Annotated in this window: 16 protein-coding genes; 7 read left to right on the top strand and 9 right to left on the bottom strand. The window is 63.8% G+C overall.

Annotated features, from left to right (window positions below; genetic code table 11):
* The first annotated feature begins 1 nt into the window (after position 1).
* Both ABFX19_RS12245 and ABFX19_RS12250 read left to right on the top strand, forming a co-directional pair.
* Positions 2 to 1,495, top strand: a complete 1,494-nt coding sequence (locus ABFX19_RS12245; RefSeq protein WP_346028443.1) for a DUF58 domain-containing protein — start codon at positions 2 to 4, stop codon at positions 1,493 to 1,495.
* Positions 1,492 to 3,876, top strand: a complete 2,385-nt coding sequence (locus ABFX19_RS12250) for a transglutaminase TgpA family protein (RefSeq protein WP_346028444.1) — start codon at positions 1,492 to 1,494, stop codon at positions 3,874 to 3,876. The genes ABFX19_RS12245 and ABFX19_RS12250 overlap by 4 nt, the downstream gene beginning before the upstream one ends.
* A 145-nt stretch (positions 3,877 to 4,021) precedes the next feature.
* Here the strand turns inward: ABFX19_RS12250 and ABFX19_RS12255 are convergent, their stop codons facing one another.
* Together ABFX19_RS12255 and rsmI are read right to left on the bottom strand one after the other, a co-directional pair.
* Positions 4,022 to 5,503 carry an NAD-dependent succinate-semialdehyde dehydrogenase gene (locus ABFX19_RS12255; protein ID WP_346028445.1) on the bottom strand — a complete coding sequence of 494 codons (1,482 nt, stop codon included), beginning with the start codon at positions 5,501 to 5,503 and terminating at the stop codon, positions 4,022 to 4,024.
* Between the two features lie 158 nt (positions 5,504 to 5,661).
* Complete coding sequence (rsmI, locus tag ABFX19_RS12260) at positions 5,662 to 6,507, bottom strand: 16S rRNA (cytidine(1402)-2'-O)-methyltransferase (protein WP_277359076.1); 846 nt, start codon at positions 6,505 to 6,507, stop codon at positions 5,662 to 5,664.
* 146 nt (positions 6,508 to 6,653) lie between these two features.
* Here rsmI and ABFX19_RS12265 point away from each other — a divergent pair, with 146 nt between their 5' ends.
* Entirely contained in the window at positions 6,654 to 8,279 is a 1,626-nt protein-coding gene (locus tag ABFX19_RS12265; protein WP_428831037.1) for a dolichyl-phosphate-mannose--protein mannosyltransferase, read from the top strand.
* 75 nt (positions 8,280 to 8,354) lie between these two features.
* On the top strand, positions 8,355 to 10,178 hold the full coding sequence (locus tag ABFX19_RS12270; RefSeq protein ID WP_346028446.1) for an AMP-dependent synthetase/ligase: 1,824 nt from the start codon (positions 8,355 to 8,357) through the stop codon (positions 10,176 to 10,178).
* A gap of 128 nt (positions 10,179 to 10,306) precedes the next feature.
* On the opposite strand, the gene ABFX19_RS12275 is transcribed toward ABFX19_RS12270, so the two are convergent.
* Entirely contained in the window at positions 10,307 to 11,719 is a 1,413-nt protein-coding gene (locus ABFX19_RS12275) for a DUF1461 domain-containing protein (RefSeq protein ID WP_346028447.1), read from the bottom strand.
* A gap of 187 nt (positions 11,720 to 11,906) precedes the next feature.
* Here ABFX19_RS12275 and ABFX19_RS12280 point away from each other — a divergent pair, with 187 nt between their 5' ends.
* A complete protein-coding gene (locus ABFX19_RS12280) occupies positions 11,907 to 13,604 on the top strand; it encodes an HNH endonuclease signature motif containing protein (RefSeq protein WP_346028448.1) in 1,698 nt (565 codons plus the stop codon).
* A 198-nt stretch (positions 13,605 to 13,802) separates the two neighbouring features.
* Here ABFX19_RS12280 and ABFX19_RS12285 read toward each other — a convergent pair whose 3' ends face one another.
* On the bottom strand, positions 13,803 to 14,795 hold the full coding sequence (locus ABFX19_RS12285) for a stage II sporulation protein M (protein ID WP_346028449.1): 993 nt from the start codon (positions 14,793 to 14,795) through the stop codon (positions 13,803 to 13,805).
* A gap of 73 nt (positions 14,796 to 14,868) precedes the next feature.
* Here ABFX19_RS12285 and ABFX19_RS12290 point away from each other — a divergent pair, with 73 nt between their 5' ends.
* On the top strand, positions 14,869 to 15,672 hold the full coding sequence (locus ABFX19_RS12290; RefSeq protein ID WP_056548834.1) for an RDD family protein: 804 nt from the start codon (positions 14,869 to 14,871) through the stop codon (positions 15,670 to 15,672).
* Between the two features lie 28 nt (positions 15,673 to 15,700).
* Here ABFX19_RS12290 and ABFX19_RS12295 read toward each other — a convergent pair whose 3' ends face one another.
* The 4 genes from ABFX19_RS12295 to ABFX19_RS12310 all read right to left on the bottom strand — a co-directional run bounded on the left by ABFX19_RS12295 (position 15,701) and on the right by ABFX19_RS12310 (position 19,430).
* Positions 15,701 to 16,987, bottom strand: a complete 1,287-nt coding sequence (locus ABFX19_RS12295; protein ID WP_346028450.1) for a L,D-transpeptidase — start codon at positions 16,985 to 16,987, stop codon at positions 15,701 to 15,703.
* A 189-nt stretch (positions 16,988 to 17,176) separates the two neighbouring features.
* The gene (gene ahcY, locus ABFX19_RS12300; protein WP_277358860.1) at positions 17,177 to 18,655 is read right to left on the bottom strand and encodes an adenosylhomocysteinase; all 1,479 of its coding nucleotides are present in this window, start codon (positions 18,653 to 18,655) and stop codon (positions 17,177 to 17,179) included.
* The gene (locus tag ABFX19_RS12305) at positions 18,652 to 18,846 is read right to left on the bottom strand and encodes a hypothetical protein (RefSeq protein ID WP_327019694.1); all 195 of its coding nucleotides are present in this window, start codon (positions 18,844 to 18,846) and stop codon (positions 18,652 to 18,654) included. Before ABFX19_RS12305 ends, ahcY begins: the two co-directional genes overlap by 4 nt.
* 203 nt (positions 18,847 to 19,049) lie before the next feature.
* Positions 19,050 to 19,430, bottom strand: a complete 381-nt coding sequence (locus ABFX19_RS12310) for a DUF3499 domain-containing protein (protein ID WP_082566093.1) — start codon at positions 19,428 to 19,430, stop codon at positions 19,050 to 19,052.
* A 67-nt stretch (positions 19,431 to 19,497) separates the two neighbouring features.
* Between ABFX19_RS12310 and ABFX19_RS12315 the strand changes: the two genes are divergently transcribed.
* Positions 19,498 to 19,986: a metallopeptidase family protein gene (locus ABFX19_RS12315; RefSeq protein WP_346028451.1), complete on the top strand. Its 489-nt coding sequence runs from the start codon at positions 19,498 to 19,500 to the stop codon at positions 19,984 to 19,986.
* 99 nt (positions 19,987 to 20,085) lie between these two features.
* Here the strand turns inward: ABFX19_RS12315 and ABFX19_RS12320 are convergent, their stop codons facing one another.
* Positions 20,086 to 21,726, bottom strand: a complete 1,641-nt coding sequence (locus ABFX19_RS12320) for a DUF5719 family protein (protein ID WP_346028452.1) — start codon at positions 21,724 to 21,726, stop codon at positions 20,086 to 20,088.

Below are 21,726 nucleotides of genomic sequence, written 5' to 3' on the forward strand. Positions count from 1 at the left end.
CATGTCCCTGGTCGAGCGGCTGCCCCGGGTCCTGACGGCCCGCGGTTGGGGCCTGGCTGCGGCCGGTGTGCTGTCGCTCCTCTTTGCCCAGTTCCTCGGCCGGCGGGACCTGCTGTACTTAGGCATCCTCCTGGTTCTCCTGCCGCTGGCGTCCGTGCTGGTGCTTCACCTCGTCAAGCCGCGGTTCACCGTGCACCGGACCTTTGCACCGCAGAGCATGGAAACGGGATTCACCACCACGGTGACGCTGTCAGTTGCCTCCGACGGACCGTTGGGCGGTTCGGTGGTCATGCGCGAACAACTGCCGCAGCGCTTCGGCGACGCCCCCGAATTCCACTTCCCCGCCCGCCACCCCACACCCAGCGGTGTGAGCCTGTATGAGTACCGGCTGCGCTCGGCCGCGCGTGGAGTGTACGACGTCGGCCCTGTCACCGCCGGCTTCACCGACCCCTTTGGTCTGGGCATCTCCCGCCACACCCTCGGTGGAACCGACCGGCTGGTGGTCACGCCGAGCCCGCTCGATCTGCCCCATTCTCCGCTGACCGGTGTCCGTGGGACGGACGGCAATGCCGTGACCCGCCGGAACGCCAACCCCAGCGACGACGACGTCATGACCCGCGAATACCGCCACGGCGATCCCATGCGCCGGGTGCACTGGGCGGCGACGGCCCGGCACAACGAACTCATGGTGCGGCAGGAAGAATCCGTCACCACGCCCGAGGCCACCCTTATCCTCGATCAGCGGCAGGCCAGTTACGGGTCCGGTTTCCTGTCTGCGTTCGGTGGGGATCCGGACACCGATTCCAGCATGCTGTCCTCACCCACGTTCGAGTGGGCGGTGGTTGCTGCTGTCTCCATTTCAGCGCACCTGCTCGAGCGCAGCTACGCGCTGCGGTTTGTCGACGAGACGGGTGCGCCGGCTCTGCAGCGATCGGTGTCAGCGCCGTGGCCCGGAGATGAGGAGTTCTCCGGGCCGGCCGGGCTGCATGGAATCGCGCAGGGGTTGGCCGCGCTGGAGCTGTTGCCGGATCCTGCGAAGCGGTCCACGTCGTCGCAGAAGCGGCGGTCGGTTGCTGACCGGTCGGTTTCTGCGAGATCTGTTTCGGCCCGGTCTGTTTCTGCGCGGTCGGTTGCTGCGCGGTCCGTCGCTGACCGGTCCTCTGCTGTGCCGTTTGGCGATCCGATGCTGGACAAGCTTGCGGGGCTGAAGAACCGGGGGCCCCTGATTGCCCTCCTCGGTGCAATTACCGAGGATGAGGCACGTGATGTGGGCCAGGCAGCCGAGTACGGCTCGCAGTCCCTCGCCATCCTGGTCAGCGAGCGCCCACGGGACCTCCACTCGGTCATGGACATCCTCCGCAGTGCCGGCTGGCACGTGGTGGCTGTGACGCCGAACGCGTCCGTCGCTACCGCCTGGGCGCACCTGGACACACCGCCCGCCACTGTCACTTCCTCTACAGCGAAAACTACTCTCCGCTCAGGAGCTTCCTCATGACCGCCACTCTCTTCCGGCCTCCAGCCGACGGACAGGCACAACGTGTTCTTCCGAACCGGCCGGCCGCTACCCGTCGGAGCCATTGGCACCTGCTGGTTACGGCGGCGTCGTTCGGGGCTGTGATGCTGACGTCCACGAGCCTGTCCGGGGTGATCTTCGGCTGGACCTGGTTCACGCCCGTCCTGGTGACGGTGGGAACGGTGCTGTTCTTCATGGCGCTGACCCGTGTTTCGCGTCTTCCCTCCTATTTCGCTCCCCTGGTGGGCATCCTTGCCCTGGCGGGTTCGTTGATCTGGCAGTTCTTCCCGTCACAGAGCACCTTTGGCTTTTTTCCGGGTGACGGGTTCGTTGGCCGGCTGACCATCCTGCTGGGGCACGCCGAGAACACCGTGGTGTCCCAGGTGGCGCCGGTGTTACCAACGGCCGGGCTCTTCCTGGTGGTCTGTGCCGGCATGGGGCTCATTGCCGTCCTCGTGGACACCCTCGCCACATCGTTGCGTATGCCGGCCACCGCCGGACTGGCGCTGCTGGCAGTGCTGGTGGTTCCCGCCGTCGTACGTATCAACAGCGTTGGCGTGCCGGCGTTCATTGCTGCAGTGGCAGGGTTCCTGCTGCTCCTGGGCTGTGCGCACTGGCGTGAATCGCAGTGGGAATCGGCGTCGTCGGGCGAGTTGTCAGGCGCCCACCTGACCCGGGGAGTGACAATCGGGGCGCTGGCACTGGGCATCGCCGTCGTGCTTCCGCTGGCCATTCCCGGCTTCAACTCGGGGGCGTTTCCACAGGGCGCGCGGGTGAACCTGTGGGGTGCGGCGACGGGGCTGAATCCGATTGTCACGCTCGGCAATGACCTGCGCAATCCCAATGGGTTCGGGCGGATCGAGTACTCCACTACGTCGGACGACCCGCTGTATCTGAGGTCGGTCACGCTGGAGGATTTCAGCGGTCAGCGGTGGGAGCCTGATCAGCGTCTGGGCCAGCGGGTGGCCGGTGTGGACGAACTGTTCTCCGAGAACCAGCCTTTTGCGGCGACCACGCTCACGCGGGTCAGTACGGACAGCTTCACCAGCCCGTGGCTGTTGGCGCCGTATGCCCCGGTGTCCGTCGAGGGCCTCAATGGGCGGTGGGCCTATGATCCGGCGAACCTCAGCATCCTTGCAATTGACGGCGGCTCAACGGCGCAGCAGGAATACCTGATCCGCAGTGCCGAGCCGGTGCTGACTCGCGAGCGGCTCCAGGCCATCCCGCCGGCTGATCCCCAGTCTGTACCCGAGCAGTTCCTCGCGCTTCCCGATTCAATGCCCGGCATCATCGGCGAGACCACGGCAGCGGTAGTGGATGGCATCAGCAACCCGTATGACCAGGCGATCGCCATCCAGCAGTTCCTGCGCGGACCGTCCTTTGTGTACTCGGTGGATGCGCCGGTGGACGGCGGGTATGACGGCAACAGCCTGGATGTAATGGCGCGTTTCCTCGAGTCGAAATCCGGGTACTGCGTGCACTATGCCGGAACCATGGCAGTGATGGCCCGGCAGGCAGGGATCCCGAGCCGGGTGGCCGTGGGGTACTCGCCCGGAACGCCCACCGGCGACGTTTCGCGTGGACCCAACGACGAACGGTTTGTCGAGTTTTCGGTCAACTCCAAGGATGCGCATGCCTGGCCGGAGCTGTATTTCGAGGGTGTCGGCTGGGTGCGGTTTGAGCCCACTCCGTCCCGCGGTTCGGTGCCCGAGTACGCGTTCTCGACCGTGGTGCCTACCGGTCCCGTACCGAACGAAGGCAACCTGAACCCGAACGCTCTGCCGGGGACGCCGTCCACTGCGACTCCGTCCCCGCAGGCTTTGGAGGAGGAGTCGCCGCAGGCGGTGCGGGAGAGTGCCGAGCGCAGTTCCGCTCTCGGGGTGATCCTCGGTGGAGTGCTCGTGCTGCTGGCGTTGACGCCGATGGCCTTGCGGCGGATGCGGACCCGGCGCCGTCGTCGTTCTGTCACTGCCAACACCGAAGGAGTGGGGTCAGCAACAGTGGCGTGGGCGGAAACTGTGGAGCTGGCCGCCGATTACGGAGTCCCTCCCCTGCCCACCGACACACCGCGGACGTTCGAGCAACGGTTGCGGGCGGGATTCGATGAGGGTCCGGCGGCAGCGCTGGCCCGGCTGCGGCGCGCCTATGAGGAAGAGGAGTATGCGGAGTTTGCCGTCTCCGGTGCACAGCCACGGACGGCGAACAGTTGGGATGACGTGCAGGCCGTCACCGACGCGCTGCACGAATCTGCGACTCCTGCGGCACGGCTGCGGGCCCGGTTCTGGCCCCGCTCGCTGTCGCAGCCGTTCGGGGCGCAGCGGAGCGAAGAGGTTGTTGCTGCTGTCGCTGCCGCTTCGCGCTGAGTCGCGGGCCGTCCTGCCCACCTTTTGAACGCACCGACGGCGTGTCGGGGGTGACACGCCGTCGTTCTGCGGCTTCACAGGCCAGAAGGTGGGCAATCCGGCCCGGGCCTGAACCCGAAACCGCAGCGGTTTAGCCCGCGGGCCTCTAGCTCGCGGTCGGGTCCGCGATGCCCACGTACTGCGTGTAGAGGTATTCCTCGATGCCCTCGTAGCCGCCTTCACGTCCCAGGCCCGACTGCTTCACGCCGCCGAACGGAGCCGCTGCATTGGAGATGACGCCTGCGTTGAGTCCGAGCATGCCGGTGTCCAACCGCTCGCCCATCCGCAGCCCGCGGTTGAGGTCGCGGGTGAAAACGTACGCCACGAGTCCGTATTCGGTATTGTTGGCCAGCCGAACGGCGTCGTCTTCGGTGGAGAAGGTGACAATCGGCGCAACGGGACCGAAGATCTCCTCCTGCAGGATGCGGGAGGAGGACTGTACATCCGTGAGCACCGTCGCCGGGTAGAAGTAGCCGGGACCATCCATGGGTGAGCCGCCGGAGAGGACCTGTGCGCCGTCGTCGACCGCATCCTGCACCAGGGAATGCACGTTGTCGCGGCTCTTGCCATCGATCAGCGGGCCAAGCTTCGAGCTGTCTTCGGTTCCGCGGCCCGGGGTGACGTCCTTCATGCGGGCGGCGAGCCTGTCGGCGAAGTCGGCCGCGACGGACTCGTGCACAATGAACCGGTTGGCTGCGGTGCACGCCTCGCCCATATTGCGGAGTTTGGCGGCCATGGCGCCCTCGACCGCCTTGTCCAGGTCAGCATCCTCAAAGACCAGGAACGGTGCGTTTCCGCCGAGCTCCATCGAGGTGCGCAGGACGTTCTCGGAGGCGTCGGCCAGCAATCGGCGGCCAACCGGCGTCGAACCGGTGAAGGAGAGCTTGCGCAGGCGGCTGTCCTTGATGAGGGGTCCGGTGACCTTACCGGCGCTGGTGGTGCTCACGATGTTGAGCACGCCCTTGGGCAGGCCGGCCTCTTCAAGCACCTTGGCGAACAGCAGCGAGGTGAGCGGGGTCAGGTTGGCGGGCTTGAGCACCATGGTGCAGCCGGCGGCAACTGCGGGTGCGATCTTGCGCGTTGCCATGGCCAGCGGGAAATTCCACGGAGTTATCAACAGGCACGGGCCTACGGGCTTCTTGTTGACGAGGATGCGGGATTTGCCGTCCGGTGCTGTGGAGTAGCGGCCGGACATGCGGACGGCTTCCTCGGAGAACCAGCGGAGGAACTCGGCGCCGTAGGTCACTTCACCGCGGGCTTCGGCGAGGGGCTTGCCCATTTCCAGGGTCATCAGGAGTGCGAAGTCCTCGGCGCGTTCGGTGACGAGTTCGAAGCCGCGGCGCAGGATTTCGCCGCGTTCGCGGGGAGCTGTTGCGGCCCAGCTGTCCTGTGCTGCGACGGCGGCGTCCAGTGCGGCCTTGCCGTCTTCGGGGCTTGCGTCAGCGATGGTGAGGAGGGTCTTGCCGGTGGCGGGATCTTCGACGTCGAACGTCTTGCCGTTCAAGGCGTCACGCCATTCGCCGCCGATCAGCAGGCCGGTGGGGACCGAGGACAGAAGTTCTTGTTCGCGCTGGGCGGTGATAGTCATCCGGAAGCCTTTACGATCGACGATGGTGAGTGCAGGAGCCGTTCTTGCATCTTGGCCTTCACGCTAGCCCTGCGTTTTGGGCCCTGTCCATACAAACCTGCACCACGTAGTCCCGGATCTGCTGTTGTACTGCACAGCAGCTCGCCTCCCGTTGAAGGTTACGTCCGCGCGGCCACCACTGCCGCGTACAGCTCCCGCTTGCTGACCCGCCGGTCTTCGGCAACGGCGGCAACGGCATCCTTGAGCCGAAGCCCCTGGCTCATCAGCTCGTTGACTGCGTGGACGTGGTCTTCCGGTTCGGTTGGCGCATCTTCCGGTGCACCGCCGACGACGACGGCGATCTCCCCCCGGATCTCGTTGCCTTCCACCCACTCGAGCAGGTGCTGCAGCGGTCCGCGGATCACCTCTTCATAGCGTTTGGTGAGTTCGCGTGTAACGCACGCCTGCCGGTCCGCGCCGAATTCGGAGTGCAGTGCGCGGATCATCGCTTCGAGCCGGTGGGGCGCTTCAAAGAACACCATGGTGCGGCGTTCGGTGCGCAGGTCGGCAAGGCGGGCGGCGCGTTCGCCGGTCTTGCGGGGCAGGAACCCCTCGAAGCAGAAGCGGTCGGTGGGGAGGCCGGAGAGGGCGAGTGCCGTGAGGACGGCGGAGGGTCCGGGGGCAACGGTGACCGTGATGTTCCGTTCGGCGGCGGCTTCGACGAGGCGGAAACCGGGGTCGGAGACGGAGGGCATACCGGCGTCGGTCACGAGCAGGAGGGTTGCACCGGCGTCAACGAGGTCCAGCAGTTCGGGGGTTCGTGAGGCTTCGTTGTGCTCGTGGTAGCTCAGGGTCCTGCCGCGTGGGCTCACCTCGAGGGAACGGATGAGCCGCTGCAGGCGCCGGGTGTCTTCGGCGGCGATGACATCGGCGGATTCAAGGAGCGACACCAGCCGGAACGTGGCGTCGCCCATATTTCCGATCGGTGTGGCCGCCAGGACAATGCTGCCGTTTCCGGGGATCAGCGTCCGGGAGCCCGGGTCCTCGGAGGTGAGGTTTTCCGGAAGGAGCGGGGCGTCGTCGTCGGAATGTTCCGTCTTGTCCGTAGGTTCTGTCACTGGTTCAGCCTAGCTGTCCCGGAACTGTCAGAGCCGCTCGGTACGATGATTCCGTGAGCCAAACCACCACTGCCGCAGCCGTCCCCGAGGGGTCTGGGCGGCAGTGGGTCGTTTCGGCGCGCACGGCGTTTTCCGAGCCGGTGCTGCGGCGCCGTCTGCTGGGTGAGCAGCTTCCGTTCGGCGTGTGGGGCTGGCTGATTCCAGTGGTGGTGGCGCTGATCGGTGGCGTGCTGCGGTTTGTCCGGCTGGGTGAGCCCGGCACTCTGGTCTTTGACGAGACCTACTACGTCAAAGACGCCTACTCCTACCTGCAGTCCGGGTATGAGCGCGAGTGGCCGGAGGAGGCGGACGAGTCCTTCAACGCCGGCAATCCCGGGGTGATCCTGGAGACGGCGGATTATGTGGTGCATCCGCCGGTCGGCAAGTGGATGATCGCGTTCGGCATGCTGCTGTTCGGGCCGTCCAATCCGTTTGGCTGGCGGTTTACGGCGGCGGTGGTCGGTACGCTGTCCATCCTCGTCCTGGCTCTGGTGGCGCAGCGGCTATTCGGGTCGGTGGTGTTGGGCGGTATTGCCGGGTTGCTGTTGGCGGTCGACGGGCATCATCTGGTCCATTCACGGACATCGCTGCTGGATGTTTTCCTCATGTTCTGGGTACTGGTTGCGTTTGCGCTGCTGGTGCTTGACCGGAACTGGGCGCGGCGCCGGTTGGCGGTGCTGATGGCCTCTCTGGCGCGTGAGCGTGGCCAACCCACGCGGGAGCAGTTGCTGTACGGGCCGTGGCTGGGATTGCGTCCGTGGCGGATTGCCGCTGGAGTCGCGTTGGGGTTGGCGCTGGGTACCAAGTGGTCGGCGCTGCCCTACATTGCGGTGTTCGGCCTGATGACCGTGCTGTGGGATATGGCCGCCAGGCGCACGGTGGGGGTTCGGCGTTGGGTGCGTGGCGCCGTCGTCCGTGATGGTCTGCAGGCGTTTGTCTCAATTGTGCCGGTAGCGCTGCTGACCTATCTGGCAACGTGGACCGGCTGGTTCCTCTCCTCCGATGCGTATGACCGGCAGTGGGCGGCGGACAATCCCGACCCGCTGTGGGACTGGGTCCCCGCTCCCCTGCGCTCGCTGGCCGAGTACCACCGCAGCGCGTACACATTCCATGAGGGGCTCAGTTCTGAGCATCCGTATGAGGCAACGGCGTGGTCGTGGCTGGTGATGGGGCGGCCGACGTCCTTTCACTACCAATCGGACGGGCTGACGTGCGGTGCGTCCGACTGTTCGCAGGCCGTCAGTGTGGTGGGCAACCCGCTGATCTGGTGGGGCGCTGCGCTGTCGCTGCTGGTGGTGCTCTTACTTTGGGTTGGCCGGCGCGACTGGCGGGCAGGTGCCATCCTCGCCGGTGTCGCTGCCGGGTATCTACCGTGGTTCCTGTTTCCGGACCGCACCATGTTTTTCTTCTATGCGATCGTGTTTGAGCCGTTCCTCGTCCTGGCACTGGTCTATGTGCTGGGGCTGATTCTGGGCCGTGCCAGCGATCCGCCGTGGCGGCGCCGGAACGGTATTCTGCTCGTGGGGGGATTCGTTGTGCTCGCAGTGCTGGTATCCGCGTTCTTCCTGCCCATCTGGACGGCTGAAACCATCCCCTACAACCAGTGGCGTCTGCGGATGTGGATGCCGAGCTGGATCTGACGCGGCATAGATTGTCAGTCCAGGCGTCAGTTCTCCGTTCGCCAGTCACCACCGAGGGAAAGCGAGTTGCACGTCATGCGGGAATCCTCCACCGAACTCATGGTCGATCTGCCGGCCGAGTCCAACGTCACCGACCTCCTCATCACCCAGCACAAACGCGCTCCGAAGGCTCCGCTGTATGCGGTGAAGACGGATGGCATCTGGAAGGACGTCAGTGCCGACTCCTTCCTGGAACAGGTGCGTGCGCTTGCAAAGGGGCTTCTGGCGCGCGGCGTTCAACCGGGTGATTCGGTGGCGGTCATGTCGAAGACCCGCTATGAATGGACCCTCGCTGATCTTGCCATCTGGTTTGCCGGAGCCGTCACCGTTCCCATTTACGAGACCTCCTCGGCGCACCAGGTGAGTTTCATTCTGAAGGACTCTGCTGCCGTCGTCGTGCTCGTTGAGAACGAGGAAAAAGCGGGGGTGGTACGCGAGGCTGCGCCGGAAGCGCAGCTCGTGCTGATGAATTATGACGACGGCGCTGCCTCCTTTGCATCGTTGGCGTCTGACGGGCAGTCCGTCAGCGACGAGGTGCTCGAGTCTGCGCGGAGCAGCCGGGTGCTCGAGGATGTGGCGTCGCTGGTGTACACGTCGGGTACTACCGGGCATCCCAAGGGGTGCGAGATCACGCACGGCAACTTTGCACTGTTTGCTGTGAACACCATCGAGTTCCTGCCGGAGCTGCTCAAGCAGGAAAATGCGCGGACCCTGATGTTCCTGCCGTTGGCCCATGTGCTGGCGCGTGCGGTTCAGCTGGTCTGTCTTGGTGCCGGCGTGAAGCTTGGCCACACGTCCAATGCCGCCGAACTGCTTGACGATCTCGCTGCGTACAAGCCCACGTTCCTGCTGGTGGTGCCGCGCATCTTCGAGAAGATCTACAGCACCGCTTCGCAGAAGGCTGAGGCGGCCGGGAAGGGCAGGATTTTCCGGGCAGCGGATGCCACTGCGGTTGCATACTCGAAGGCTCTGGATGCTGCGGCGCGGGGTGGAAGCGGTCCGTCGCTGCTGTTGCGGGCCCGTCATGCCCTGTTTGACCGGGTGCTGTACCCAAAGCTGCGGGGAGTTTTCGGTGGTGAGGTGGTGCATACGGTGTCGGGCGCTTCGCCGCTCAGCGAGCATCTCACGCACTTCTTCCGTGGTGCCGGGATCAACGTGTTGGAGGGCTACGGTCTGACCGAGAGCACGGCTCCCTGTACAGCGAACACGGTGTCGTTGACGCGGGTCGGTTCTGTGGGCATTCCGATGCCCGGGACCACCATCCGTGTCGATGACGAGGGCGAGATACAAGTCAACGGCGTCGGGGTGTTCAAGGGGTATCACAACAATGATGTCGCCAATGAAGAGTCATTCACTGAGGACGGGTTCTTCCGTACCGGTGACCTTGGATCACTGGACGAGGACGGTTTCCTGCGGATCACCGGCCGAAAGAAGGACCTTCTGGTGACGGCCGGCGGGAAGAACGTTGCGCCGGCGCCGCTGGAGGAGAAACTCCGGGAACACCCGCTGGTGGCGCACGCACTGGTTGTGGGCGACAACCGGCCGTTTGTGGCTGCTCTGGTGACGCTCGATGGCGATGCTTTGGATAACTGGGTGAATGCGAACGGGGCCGATGCTAGTGGGGCGTCGTCGGCAGGGTCGTCGGGTGGGGTTTTGTCGTCTGCTGCCTTGCGAGCGGAAGTGCAGACGGCTGTCGATGCTGCAAACGAACTGGTGTCACGTGCCGAACAGATCCGGAAGTTCGACATTCTCGATACCGAGTTCACCGTCGATTCCGGCCACCTCACGCCCACCCTGAAACTGAAGAAAGCGGCAGTGTTGACCGACTACCGAGAGGCTGTGGAGAAGCTCTACTCCTGATTCAGTCTTACCGGCTGATTGAGTCTTGCCGGCGCACTCGCGTTGTGCGGGCCCCGCCGCGTCCTGTCGTCGTCCTGCTGCCGTCGTCGGGTCTTGCCGTCGTCGGGTCTTGCCGTCGTCGTCGTGCTTTAGATGCCGTTGTTGGCCCGCCGTGCTGCGTAGGCGTCGGCGGACTTTTCCCGGCGGGCTTTCGTGGGCCAGGTGAGGACGAGGGTCAGTACAGCACCGATCAGTACGATGGCGCCAACGGTTGCCGCGGCGTCGATCCAGAACTGGGCTGGGAAAAGTCGGATGAGGGTGTCGTCGAGGCGGAAGGTCCAGGTGCCGTCGGCGAACAGGAGTGCGTGAACCTGTGTGAAGAAGGTTTCCCAGGCCAGAATCCCGGCAACGGCGAGGGCTATTGCGAGAACGAGCGTTGCGACGGCCCCTGCGAACAGGCCGCGACGGATGCCGCCGGGGTAACGGCGTGCCAGATAGATGCACGCAATGATCGTGAGGATGGCGAGAACGGTTGCGACGACGAAGCCGGTCGACAGGACGCCCTTCACGTCAGCCATGTGGCCGACTTCGCTGTCGAGGAATAGTTGGTCGCCGTCGGTGTTGACGAGGTCGCCCAGGTAGCGGGCGGGAGCCCAGTTGAGGATGTAGTCCATGGCGTACGAGCCATAGGTCATCCGATCTTCCGTGCTGAATCCGTAGCTGTCGGCCGGGAAGCCCGGGCGGTGGTATTCGACCCAGAGGAACAGCGGGGTGGTGACAGCCCGAACCGCAGCGGCGAGAAGGATGATCGGAAAGAACAGGGCGACTGCGACCTGCAGGATGCGGGGCAGCAACGGTTTGGCGGCAGCGGCCTCATCACGCTGATTTGCCCGCCGGTTGACCTCCTCTTCGGGAGGTCGGATGGCGAGCGATGAGGTGTCAGGGGCGGCGTCGTCGTTGGTTGCGTCTCTGGTTGTGTCGTCGCGGGTTGCATCTCTGGTTGTGTCGTCGCGGGTTGCGTCTCTGGTTGCGTCGTCGCGGGTTGCGTCCTCGGCAGTTGCTGCACCGGTGGACCCGCCTGAGGTTCTTCCCACCGGGATTGCGGCGATTTGTTGTGTCGCGGGCGATGACGGATCGGCTGTGGGGTGGTCCGGTGGCGAGTAGACCCCTCCCCCGTAGCCGGACCCGATGGTGATGGGATTTTCTTGTCCGGTCGATGTGATTTCGGGTTCAGCAACTCCATGAGAATCACCGCTTCCAGGCGGCGTTGTTGAAACGTGGGTTCCAACCGGGGCCGGAGTAACGGAAGTGTCGGTCTCGTTCTTGTCTTCGGTCTCGGCTTCGACCTTGGCCTCGGCCTCGGTCCCGTTCTTGTTTTCGGTCCCGCTCTGGGAAGCCCGCGTGTAAGCCGAAACGTCGGGGAGGGTACTGGCCTTCCGCATGGGGAAGCCGCTCTCGCGAACGCGGGTTGAACCACCGCCGGGCTGGTCCGAGCGCAGTGCTGCGCGGCGCTCGCTCCCTGCAGTTCCGCTCTGATTCTCGTTCTCAGCTTTGTCAGCCACGACTATCTCCTTGCATGGAATTCCTACTTAAGACAGTACCCGCGTGGACTGACAGCGCTGATGTCGGCCACGCCGCAGGGCCTCCCTCGGCATTTCCTGTCTGCATTCCATGGGCGTTCGCTGTGGGCATAATTGAGGGCTGCTCGGACGATCCGGTTTTGTCAGTGGGGGGTGATGGAGTGGGTTCATGAGGTTTTCCGAGGAGTTCACGCCAGGTGCTGGTAGTAATGCTGCCAGCACTGCCGGTGCCTCCCGTGTAGGCTCCGCTTCCGAGGGCGCCTCCCGTGTAGGACTATCGGACCCCGGTTCCAGCCGCACGGGCTCCTCCCAGAAGGAGCCTTCCTGGACTGAACCTCAGGATTGGACCGACGTTCCGTTCAGCGGGGCGTTCGAAGGCCAGATATGGGAAGGAACAGACGAACCCGCACCATCGGGTCCGTGGGGTGTTGTTGAGCTGTCCCCTATGAGGGCGTTGGAATCGCTGACCGACGCAGTGGACACGCTGGAACGGTTGAACCAGCTGCAGTGCTGGGCCGATGCGCAAAAGGCCCGGCTAGTGGACCGCATCCGTGAGCTGTACGAACGCGAAGTGCAGCCGGCAAACGAGGACCAGGCCAGCGCTCAGGCGCAAGCCGATCAGGACGAGTTTGTGTTGTCGCTCGCAGCCGAAGAAGTCGGCGCACTGCTGCGAATGCCGTCCGGGTCTGCCAAGAATCTCGTGGCGCAGAGCCGCTTGCTGGTCAACCACCATGAGCGCACGCTGACCAGCATGGAAGCGGGCAGGATGTCATGGCGGCACGCGACCACGATCGTGGAGGAATGCGTCGGTGTCCCAGTTGATTCGGCGGTCCGGTTTGAGGAGGACCTTGTCGAGGTGGCTGAGCAGTCCACGGTCGCGAAGCTGACTCGGCGAGCCCGTGGACTGCGGGAGATCCTGCACCCCGAAGCTGCACCGATCCGCAAAGCCCGTTCCGCTGCCGAACGGCGGGTGATCGTCGAGCCGGGTACCGACGGGATGGCATGGCTGAGCGCCTACCTGCCGGCGGAACAGGCGTGTGGAATTTACAACCGGCTCGACGCCGGAGCCCGCGGACTCCAGGCACCGGACGAGTGGCGCACGCTCACCCAACTCCGTGCCGACGTCTTTACTGATCTGCTCACCCACACCTGTTCCGGAGACATCAGCACGGGCACCGGGTTCCGTGGCATCGGGGCAACCGTCCACATCACCGTGCCAGCCCTCACCCTTCTGGACCAAACGCCAGGGGGCGGTGGTGGACGAGGAGCAGATGGCGGATCGCTAGGCTTCATGGCTGACGCAGGAGCCGGGAATGCTGAGAAAGACGGCGTAGCGGATGGTGGCTGGAACCCGCTGAACGGCGGGAACGCAGACGAACATGGCACCTCGAGCGGTTACGGTCTGCCAGACGGTGATAGCAACACCGGTTCCGGTACAAGGCGAAGCCAGCCCGGCTACGCCGTCCTGGAAGGCTACGGCCCGATCGATGCAGAGACGGCAGCACGTCTCGCAGGACACGCACCCTCCTTCACCCGGATCCTGACGCACCCCGAAACCGGGGCGGCGCTGTCCATCGGCCGGGCCTCCTATCGGCCACCGAAACACCTCCAGGACTGGGTCCGAGCCCGGGACAAGACCTGCAGACATCCCGGCTGCAACCGGATAGCAAAGGCCACGGAGATCGATCACACCGTCCCCTGGCACAAGGGCGGGCGCACCGACCACCTCAACCTCTCCTGCCTGTGCGCCAAACACCACATGTTCAAGACACACGAGCATTGGGACTACACGCAGCCCGAACCGGGGACCATCATCGCCATCTCACCAGCGGGCAAAACCTACACCACCAGACCGCCACCCTTTTAGCACCCGCCGGGGGTGCGGGGAACCGGAACGCACTGCACAGACGGCACGGCACGGTCGGCCGAGGCACTGCACGGCGCGGCACCGCACGGCACGGTCGGCGCGGCACCGCACGGCGCGGTCGGCGCGGCACCGCACGGCGCGGTCGGGGCGGCACGCACGGCGCGGTCGTCGCGGCACCGCACCCAGCCTCGCTCACGTTCAGGCAGTCAGCACCGAAGCCCCACGGTCCTCATCCGCAAGATCGCCGGTGTACCCAGCCCTAACTGCACGCCTGCCAAGAACCAGCGTGTAGACCCAATAGAGCGCGAACACCAGAAAACCGATTCCGATCCGCAGCCACACCGGAAGCGGACTCGGCGTCACAAACCCTTCTACGAGCCCGGACACAAACAGCACCAGCACCAATCCCAGCGCAACCGTAATGAGCGACCGACCCTCCTCAGCAAGCGCTTGCGACCGCGTTCGTACTCCCGGCGAAACCCACGCCCAAAAGATCCGCAACCCTGCCGCCGTCGCAATGAAGATTGCCGTCAGCTCCATGAAACCGTGCGGCAGGATGTAGATGAAGAACACATCGAGTTTGTCGTAGGAGGCCATCATTCCCCCGGCCATCCCAACGCCCTGGGCATTCTGATAGAGGATGAATGGCCCCCAGATACCGGTAATCCCAAAAGCGACCGCCTGAACCGCAATCCATGCATTGTTGGTCCACACCAGGCCCGCAAAGGACGCAGCCGGATTCTCCGAGTAGTAGTTGACGAAGTCCTCTTCGACATACCGCCGAATCTCCTCGTCACTGCCAAGAGCCGCAATCACTCCGGGCGTATTCACAACCCAGGCACCGAACAGCCAGGCAACAGCCACAAACACCACACCCACCACCACAGTGAGCCAACGGATCCGGTAGAAAGCAGCCGGCAGCGAGATCACAAAGAATCGCGCAACATCTTCGAGTACATTCGAGCGTGCTCCAGTGAACTTGGTCCGGGCCCGTGACAACCGCATCGACAGTTCGTTGGACAGCGCACTCTCTGGCGCAACGGAACGGATCATCGACAGGTGGGTGGAGGTGCGCTGATACAGGCTGAGTAACTCATCAGCTTCGCGGCCATGCAACCGGCGCTGCCGCGTGAGCGAATCCAGCCGGTTCCAGTCACCGCGGTTAACTTCCTCGAATGCGTCCAGATCCACCCGATCAGCTTAGCCGCCGAAACCCACACGCCAACGGCAGCTAAGCTGATTTCATCCAAGGGGAGGACATCCAATGAGCTCGGTCATCACAGGCGAAGCAGTCGTTCTTGAACTGCGCCCGGCATCCTTCGGCGCCCGTGCCGTAAGCCTGATGATCGACGTGCTCGCACAAATTCTGGTGATCATCGGGGTCATCGTCGCCGTCGGAAACACCGTTGGCGGTTCCTTCGACCCTGCACTGACCCAAGCACTCGTTCTGGTGCTCGTGGTTCTTGTCCTGGTGATCATTCCGGTGACAATCGAAACGGTGACCAGAGGAAAGTCACTCGGCCGCCTGGTGATGGGACTGCGCATCGTGCGCGACGACGGCGGTTCCATCCGCTTCCGGCATGCCTTCATCCGCGGAATGCTTGCCGTCCTGGAAATCTACCTTCTGGTCGGCTCGCTCGCTTTCCTCGTTGCAGTGTTCAATGAACGCTCCAAACGGCTGGGCGACCTGCTTGCGGGCACCTATTCAATGCACGAGCGCGTCGTGGTCAAGTCCCGCACACGCGCCGTGTTGCCACCGCAGTTACAGGAGTGGATCGCAACTGCCGACGTCGCCCAGTTACCTGACGCGCTAACCCGCCGGATCTCACAGTTCATCGGCCAGGCAAACCGGCTCACCCCGCCTGCACGCGCTGCCCTCGCAATTGAACTAGCCACCGAAGCATCAGCTTTCGTTTTCCCGACACCACCTGCAGGAACACCACCGGAAGACTTCCTGAACGCAGTCGTATCCGAAAGGCGCGACCGCGACTACGCCCGACTCATGAAACAGCGCGAACGAACCTCACGCACGGCCGAACAGCTTCACAAGCTGCCGTTCAGTTCCTGAGCGCTGAAGCTACAGCGCAAGCAGAAAATCACACCTGCTGCGAGGTCCACTCTGCCCAGGTCAGGTTCCAGTCACCAAAACCGTCCCAGACCTGCACCGGACCGGTGTCCGTATTCCGGATCTCGAGCATGTCGCCCGGACCGAACATGTCATAGAAGTACTTGGCACCCTCAGGGCTCATGCCTACACAACCGTGCGAAACGTTCAATTCACCCAGAATCGGCTGGGCTGCAGGAAGCGCCTCATGAACAAAAGCGCCACCATTCGAAATGCGGCTCGCGAAATTCACCTCAGTCGGCTCGTAGTAGGCGGGATCGCCCGGCTTCAAACCAATGGACTCCGCCGTAAACTTGGTCCGCTCGTACTGTTCCATCACGGTGTAGAACCCGAAGAAGGATGGCCATTCCTCAGTGCCGAGCGTCACCGGAAAGGTTCGCTCCAGCTTGCCGTCGATGAAGACCTGCATCTGCTTGGTGGCATTGTCCACCACAGCCAGGCGGTCATTGTGGGTGGAGAAAGACCACGTGTCGTTGAAGTTGCCGATCATCCCGTTGCCGAAATCAACACCAAACAACTGCACATCAACGGTGATGGTGCTGTTCGGATCCCAGTACTCCTGAGCCCGGTAGCGCACCTCTGAATCGTTCAGCCAGTAGAACGCACCCTCCTGGCCGGACGTGCTGGTGATCGTGATGGCCTTCTCGACCGCATCCTTGTTCATCACCGGCTCGCTGAACGTGATCTCGATCGTCTGGCCGGTCCCAACAGTGGACCCTGGAGCCGGATACATCCAGGCATTGGCCTCATTCTCCGGCTGAACGGTGGTGAACGTCTGCTCCTGCCGGTGCTCTCCGCCGGCCGTATCGACAAGAACGAACTCGAACGCATACTCCGTGGCAAACGAGAGCGGCCCGTCGGCCTTCCAGGAGGAGCCATCCTCCGACACCGTTCCTGCAACCGGCTCGCCGCCGTCCACAGGCTCAAGCGACACATCCTGAATGGTCGCCTCCTCCACCCGGATCTCCGGAAGCGTGACCGGATTCACCGCTACCGCACCGTCCGTCGGCGTCACACCGAACGTGAATTCCTCAGCAACCGCCGTTTGCTCAGCTTCCGGTTCCCTGGAAGAGGAAGGGGCAGAAGACGGAGCGGACGACGACGGCGCTGCCGCCTGCTCATTGCCGAAGTTAGCCCAACTCGGAGCAGTGATGGCGCCCACAGCACCGCCACCGACAACCAGCAGTCCAGCGACAATCAGCGCACCGATCTTCCAACCGCGCCGCCGCGGCTGCTTCCCGTCGGAGAGATTCGACATGCTCTATACCCTGCCTGCTAGTTGCTGTCCAGTTGCCATTTTACGCGCGAGTACCCGGCAGCTCCGGCTGGACACACTTCGGTCCGGTTACGATTCCTGGCCGTACGTCACTGTGCCTGGTGGCCGCAACGCCCGTAACCTGCTGCTCGCCGCAGCGTCAGTACGACGCCGCGGCGTCAGCGCAACGGTTCAGTAGCGGTAGTGATCCGACTTGTACGGCCCGGCCACATCAACATCGAGGTACTCGGCCTGACCCTTGGACAGCTCGGTCAGCTCAACGCCCAAGGCGTCAAGGTGCAGCCTGGCAACCTTCTCATCAAGAATTTTGGGCAGCACGTACACCTGCTTGGCGTACTCCGGCGATCCGTCTTCCCGCACCTGACCGTGCTTGCTGAAAAGCTCGATCTGCGCGATTGTCTGATTCGCAAACGAGTTGCTCATGACAAACGACGGGTGACCGGTAGCGTTGCCAAGGTTGAGCAAGCGCCCCTCCGACAGCATGATGATGCTGCGCTGCTTGTCAGTCCCCTGATCGAATACCCACTCGTGAACCTGAGGCTTGATTTCCACCTTGGCAACGCCGGGTACGCGAGCCAGGCCCGCGATGTCGATCTCATTGTCGAAGTGACCGATGTTCCCGACGATCGCCTGATGCCTCATGGCCTGCATGTGGTGCGCCATGATGACGTCCTTGTTGCCCGTGGTGGTAATGAAGATGTCACCCACCGAAAGCACCGACTCAAGCTTGGCCACCTGGTAGCCGTCCATCACTGCCTGCAGTGCACAGATCGGATCGATTTCGGTCACGATCACCCGCGCACCCTGGCCGCGAAGTGCCTCAGCCGCACCCTTGCCGACGTCGCCATAACCACAGACGACGGCGACCTTCCCACCAATGAGGACATCGGTTGCACGGTTCAGGCCGTCCGGCAGTGAGTGGCGAATGCCGTACTTGTTGTCGAACTTCGACTTTGTCACGGAGTCATTGACGTTGATCGCCGGAAACAGGAGCTTGCCCTGCTCGGCCAGCTGGTACAGGCGGTGAACACCGGTGGTGGTTTCCTCGGTGACACCCTGGATGGACGCGCCAATGCGCGTCCAGCGCTGCGGATCTTCGGCCAGGGAGGAACGCAGAACATCGAGGAAGACGACGTACTCGTGCGAGTAATCGACGTCATCTTCGGCCGGCGCAGCGGGTACCGCTCCGGCTGCCTCAAACTCCACACCCTTGTGCACGAGCATTGTGGCGTCACCGCCGTCGTCGAGAATCATGTTGGGCTCGGCGTCAGGCCACTGCAGGATCTGCGTGGTTGCCCACCAGTACTCCTCCAGAGACTCGTTCTTCCAGGCGAAGACCGGCACACCGGCCGGCTCTTCAACCGTTCCACGCCCGACGACGATGGCCGCTGCCGCTTCATCCTGCGTTGAGAAGATGTTGCAGGACGCCCACCGGACTTCCGCGCCGAGAGCCGTCAGTGTCTCGATCAGGACCGCCGTCTGGACTGTCATGTGCAGGGAACCGGCAATGCGTGCACCCTTGAGCGGCTGGCTCTCGCCGAACTCACGCCGCAGTGCCATCAGCCCGGGCATCTCGTGCTCTGCAAGCCGGATCTGGTGACGACCGGCTTCTGCTAGGGAGAGGTCGGCTACCTTGAAGTCAAACGTCATAGTGATGGGGATTCCTCTGCTGGAGAAGCGGGCGTCGGAGTAGGTGCGGAAACGTTCTCCGCTGCCCTGAGTTCGGGACGAAGCAGCACGGGGATGGATTCGTCGATGGGGTATTCCACATAGTTGCCTGCTGCATCCGGAGCTGACGAGCGCAGCGCCTCGCCCTCCTGCACCAGTGCGGATCCGGTCACGGGACACCGAAGGATAGCCAACAGATCAGAAGAGATATTGGGCAACAGGATGCAGCCTTTCGAGGATTCCGGATGGCGTGCGGGGCAGCAACAGCTGTGACACGTGGTGCGGTATTACAAGGGTATCGCGCAGTGCATCAGCACCGGGAATCCGTGTGGATAGTGCTCACAACTGACAGTGGTCAAAACTCAGTGCTCAGAACTCAGCGGTCGCGTAAAACTCTCAGATGGCCGCGACGTGCACCTGGCTCGCCGGGCGGCGGCGTCAGCGGAGACTTCGATCCGGGAGCAGCCGGTTCAGGAACGCTGCGGTCAACCGCAGCTTCACGAACAGCATTCACCAAAGCCAACAGGTCATCCGGGCTGGGTTCCGGCGGTCCGGATGGGAGTGCAAGCCGAAGTACTTCCCACCCACGCGGAACCGTGAGGTTCTCGGCATGGGGGGCGCACAAATCATAGGAGTGCGGTTCCGCGTAGGTGGCCAGCGGACCGAGGACAGCGGTGGAATCGGCATACACGTAGGTAAGCGTTGCCACAGCAGCACGCTGGCACGCTGAACGCGAACATTGCCGGATCGATCCCACGACTGATCAGCCTACCGTGTCCGGTGCCAGTGATGCAGCAGGAACGGGTTCGGACTAGAGTTTCAGCATGCGGGATAGCTCTTTTTCCATTCGTCCGGCTGTACCGGAAGGGCCTGTCGGTGAACAGTCCCGGTACGCCCGCCGGCGGCGTGATCGCCACGGTAGGGGCCTGCGCGGTGAGCTCATCCCGTCACACCTGCCTGGATCCCGCACCCGTTCCGAACGGTTCGAGGATTGGGTTCTGGAATCCGCACAGCGTCTCGAACGATTGTGGGGCGACAGGATCCAGGACGTCCAGATCCTCGTCCTCGAAATCCCTGACGGTCTGGAACAGATGGCCCCTGAAACCGTGCGCGGGCTACTGGGCACTTCCACTCCCGCCGCTGACAGGCAGCCTGCCACCATTACGGTGTTTCGCCACCCCATCGAAATGACCGCGAAGGGCTACGTTCCCGCCAACGAACTGGTGCATGACGTGGTGGTCGAGCAGATGGCCGAACTGTTGGGCATGGCACCCGAAGCGGTAGACCCCGCCTACGGCCGCTCCCGGGCCTGAAGGTAACAGGCCTAAAGGTCCCGGGCCTGAAGGTAAACGGGCCTGAGACGGGCGAGCTGCACAATCCAGCCCCGGCCAACCAGCGCCGAAACAACTCAGCTAGAACCCGATATTCACCGAAACGCTCTGCTGGCCTGCACTGCCCGCAGGAATGGGAGCTACGGAAATTCCGGGAGTATCGCCGTCGAGCGTTGTCACCTGCGCACCATAGGCAGGATCACCGGAGACGCCGATCAGCACAGCAACCGTCTCTTTGCCGAGATCAGCAGCAGGCACCGTCAGGGTGGTGCCGCCTGCGACGTCGAACACTTGCTCTTCGCCCAGGGCGCCCTCCGCAGTGACCGGCAGAAGGCGAACCTCCGCCCGGCCGGTGGGCGCACTGAAGACATAGGCTGCGTCCGCTCCGGTAGGTAACGTCGACACGTGCTGGCTTCCGAGGCGCACAGCAGACGGGACCTGTGCCAGGTCGACCGGCTCTTCCGGTTCAGTACCGCGGACAACCCTGGCCGATGCGGAATTCAGTACGTCGGAACTGATGACAGCCGAATAGTTCCCCTCTGGCAGCGACTCCAGCGGGATCGAGGTGACCGAACCGGCCGCCGCCGTAACAACGCCACCGCCGGGCAACTCCACCTCACCGTTTGGTCCGAACACACGGACATCCAACACAGCATCCGTTCCACCCGGCACCGCAACCTGCAGCGACGGCCCGGCACCGGCATAGCCCTCCTGCGCGATGATCGGGTCCATCACATCCGGCGCCTGAATCTGGATGCCCAGAACAACCTGCGATGAAGCGCTCGGCGCCGAGGCCTGGATCAGTTCCACCCCGCCGGGAGTCAGTCCGCGCAACATGCTCTGCTGGATGAATCCGCTGACCCGCCCGCCGTCACTGCGCACGCGAATGGCAACGTTCTCCTCATTCGCCGCAAGGCCGGCAACCACTATCGACTCCGACTCACCGGGAGCAATGAGAATCCCCCGGCCGCCCGGAGCGTCAACCACGCCCTCGGACCCGTACAGGTCCAGGTTGACGGTTGCAGGCGACTGCGACGGATTGTGCAGGTTCAGCACCGCCGTTGCACCCACCGTGGTCACCGCTCCGACCAGCCAGAAATCGTTCGACGGAACCTGACAGTGCGCTACTGCCAGGCCCGAAAGATCACCATCCGTCGCGGTATAGGTAAACCCGGCACCGGCAGTAGCACGCTGCTCCCCCAGAGCCTGGGCACGCAACACGGCCGCACCCTCGACTGCCTGCCCGGAGACAACCCCCGCTACTCGGTTGGTCAGGCCGTCCTCGTTGCTGACCTGCGGGTCCTCCTGCTCGGACTCGGGCACCTGCTCGGCAAGAACCGCCAGCGGATCGCCACCGCCCAACGGAGTGATCGACGAGCCCGGAACAGTGCCGCCTAAATCGCTCAAAGTCATGGCGCTGACTCGGTTTCGAGCGGTCTCAGACACCGGACTGAACTCCGGATCGCCGCCGTCCACAGTGCCCTCGAGCAGCCGCAACGGTTCCGGACATACGGCCGAATACTCCCCCGCCGGCACCGCCGCCGTCGGCACCGGGAACGTTACTGCCGCGCCCTCAATGTTCTGCACAATGCTCGCCCCCGCCAGCACGCCCGTCGCAGACACCAGTACGACGCCGGCAGCAACCCCCGCTGCACCGCGCACCCAGGTGCCACTTCGTTTGGCAGGCACGGCCGTCTCACTAACCTTCTTCGTTGCGCTCAT

Source organism: Arthrobacter parietis (assembly GCF_039530425.1).
Classification (GTDB): Bacteria; Actinomycetota; Actinomycetes; order Actinomycetales; family Micrococcaceae; genus Arthrobacter_D; species Arthrobacter_D parietis.

Coding starts and splice junctions, on each gene's coding strand:
- ABFX19_RS12270 (WP_346028446.1), top strand. CDS start 8,355: ATGCGGGAATCCTCCACCGAACTCATGGTCGATCTGCCGGCCGAGTCC.
- ahcY (WP_277358860.1), bottom strand. CDS start 18,655: ATGACGTTTGACTTCAAGGTAGCCGACCTCTCCCTAGCAGAAGCCGGT.
- ABFX19_RS12290 (WP_056548834.1), top strand. CDS start 14,869: ATGAGCTCGGTCATCACAGGCGAAGCAGTCGTTCTTGAACTGCGCCCG.
- ABFX19_RS12255 (WP_346028445.1), bottom strand. CDS start 5,503: ATGACTATCACCGCCCAGCGCGAACAAGAACTTCTGTCCTCGGTCCCC.
- ABFX19_RS12320 (WP_346028452.1), bottom strand. CDS start 21,726: ATGAGCGCAACGAAGAAGGTTAGTGAGACGGCCGTGCCTGCCAAACGA.
- ABFX19_RS12280 (WP_346028448.1), top strand. CDS start 11,907: ATGAGGTTTTCCGAGGAGTTCACGCCAGGTGCTGGTAGTAATGCTGCC.
- ABFX19_RS12245 (WP_346028443.1), top strand. CDS start 2: ATGTCCCTGGTCGAGCGGCTGCCCCGGGTCCTGACGGCCCGCGGTTGG.
- ABFX19_RS12295 (WP_346028450.1), bottom strand. CDS start 16,987: ATGTCGAATCTCTCCGACGGGAAGCAGCCGCGGCGGCGCGGTTGGAAG.
- ABFX19_RS12250 (WP_346028444.1), top strand. CDS start 1,492: ATGACCGCCACTCTCTTCCGGCCTCCAGCCGACGGACAGGCACAACGT.
- ABFX19_RS12315 (WP_346028451.1), top strand. CDS start 19,498: ATGCGGGATAGCTCTTTTTCCATTCGTCCGGCTGTACCGGAAGGGCCT.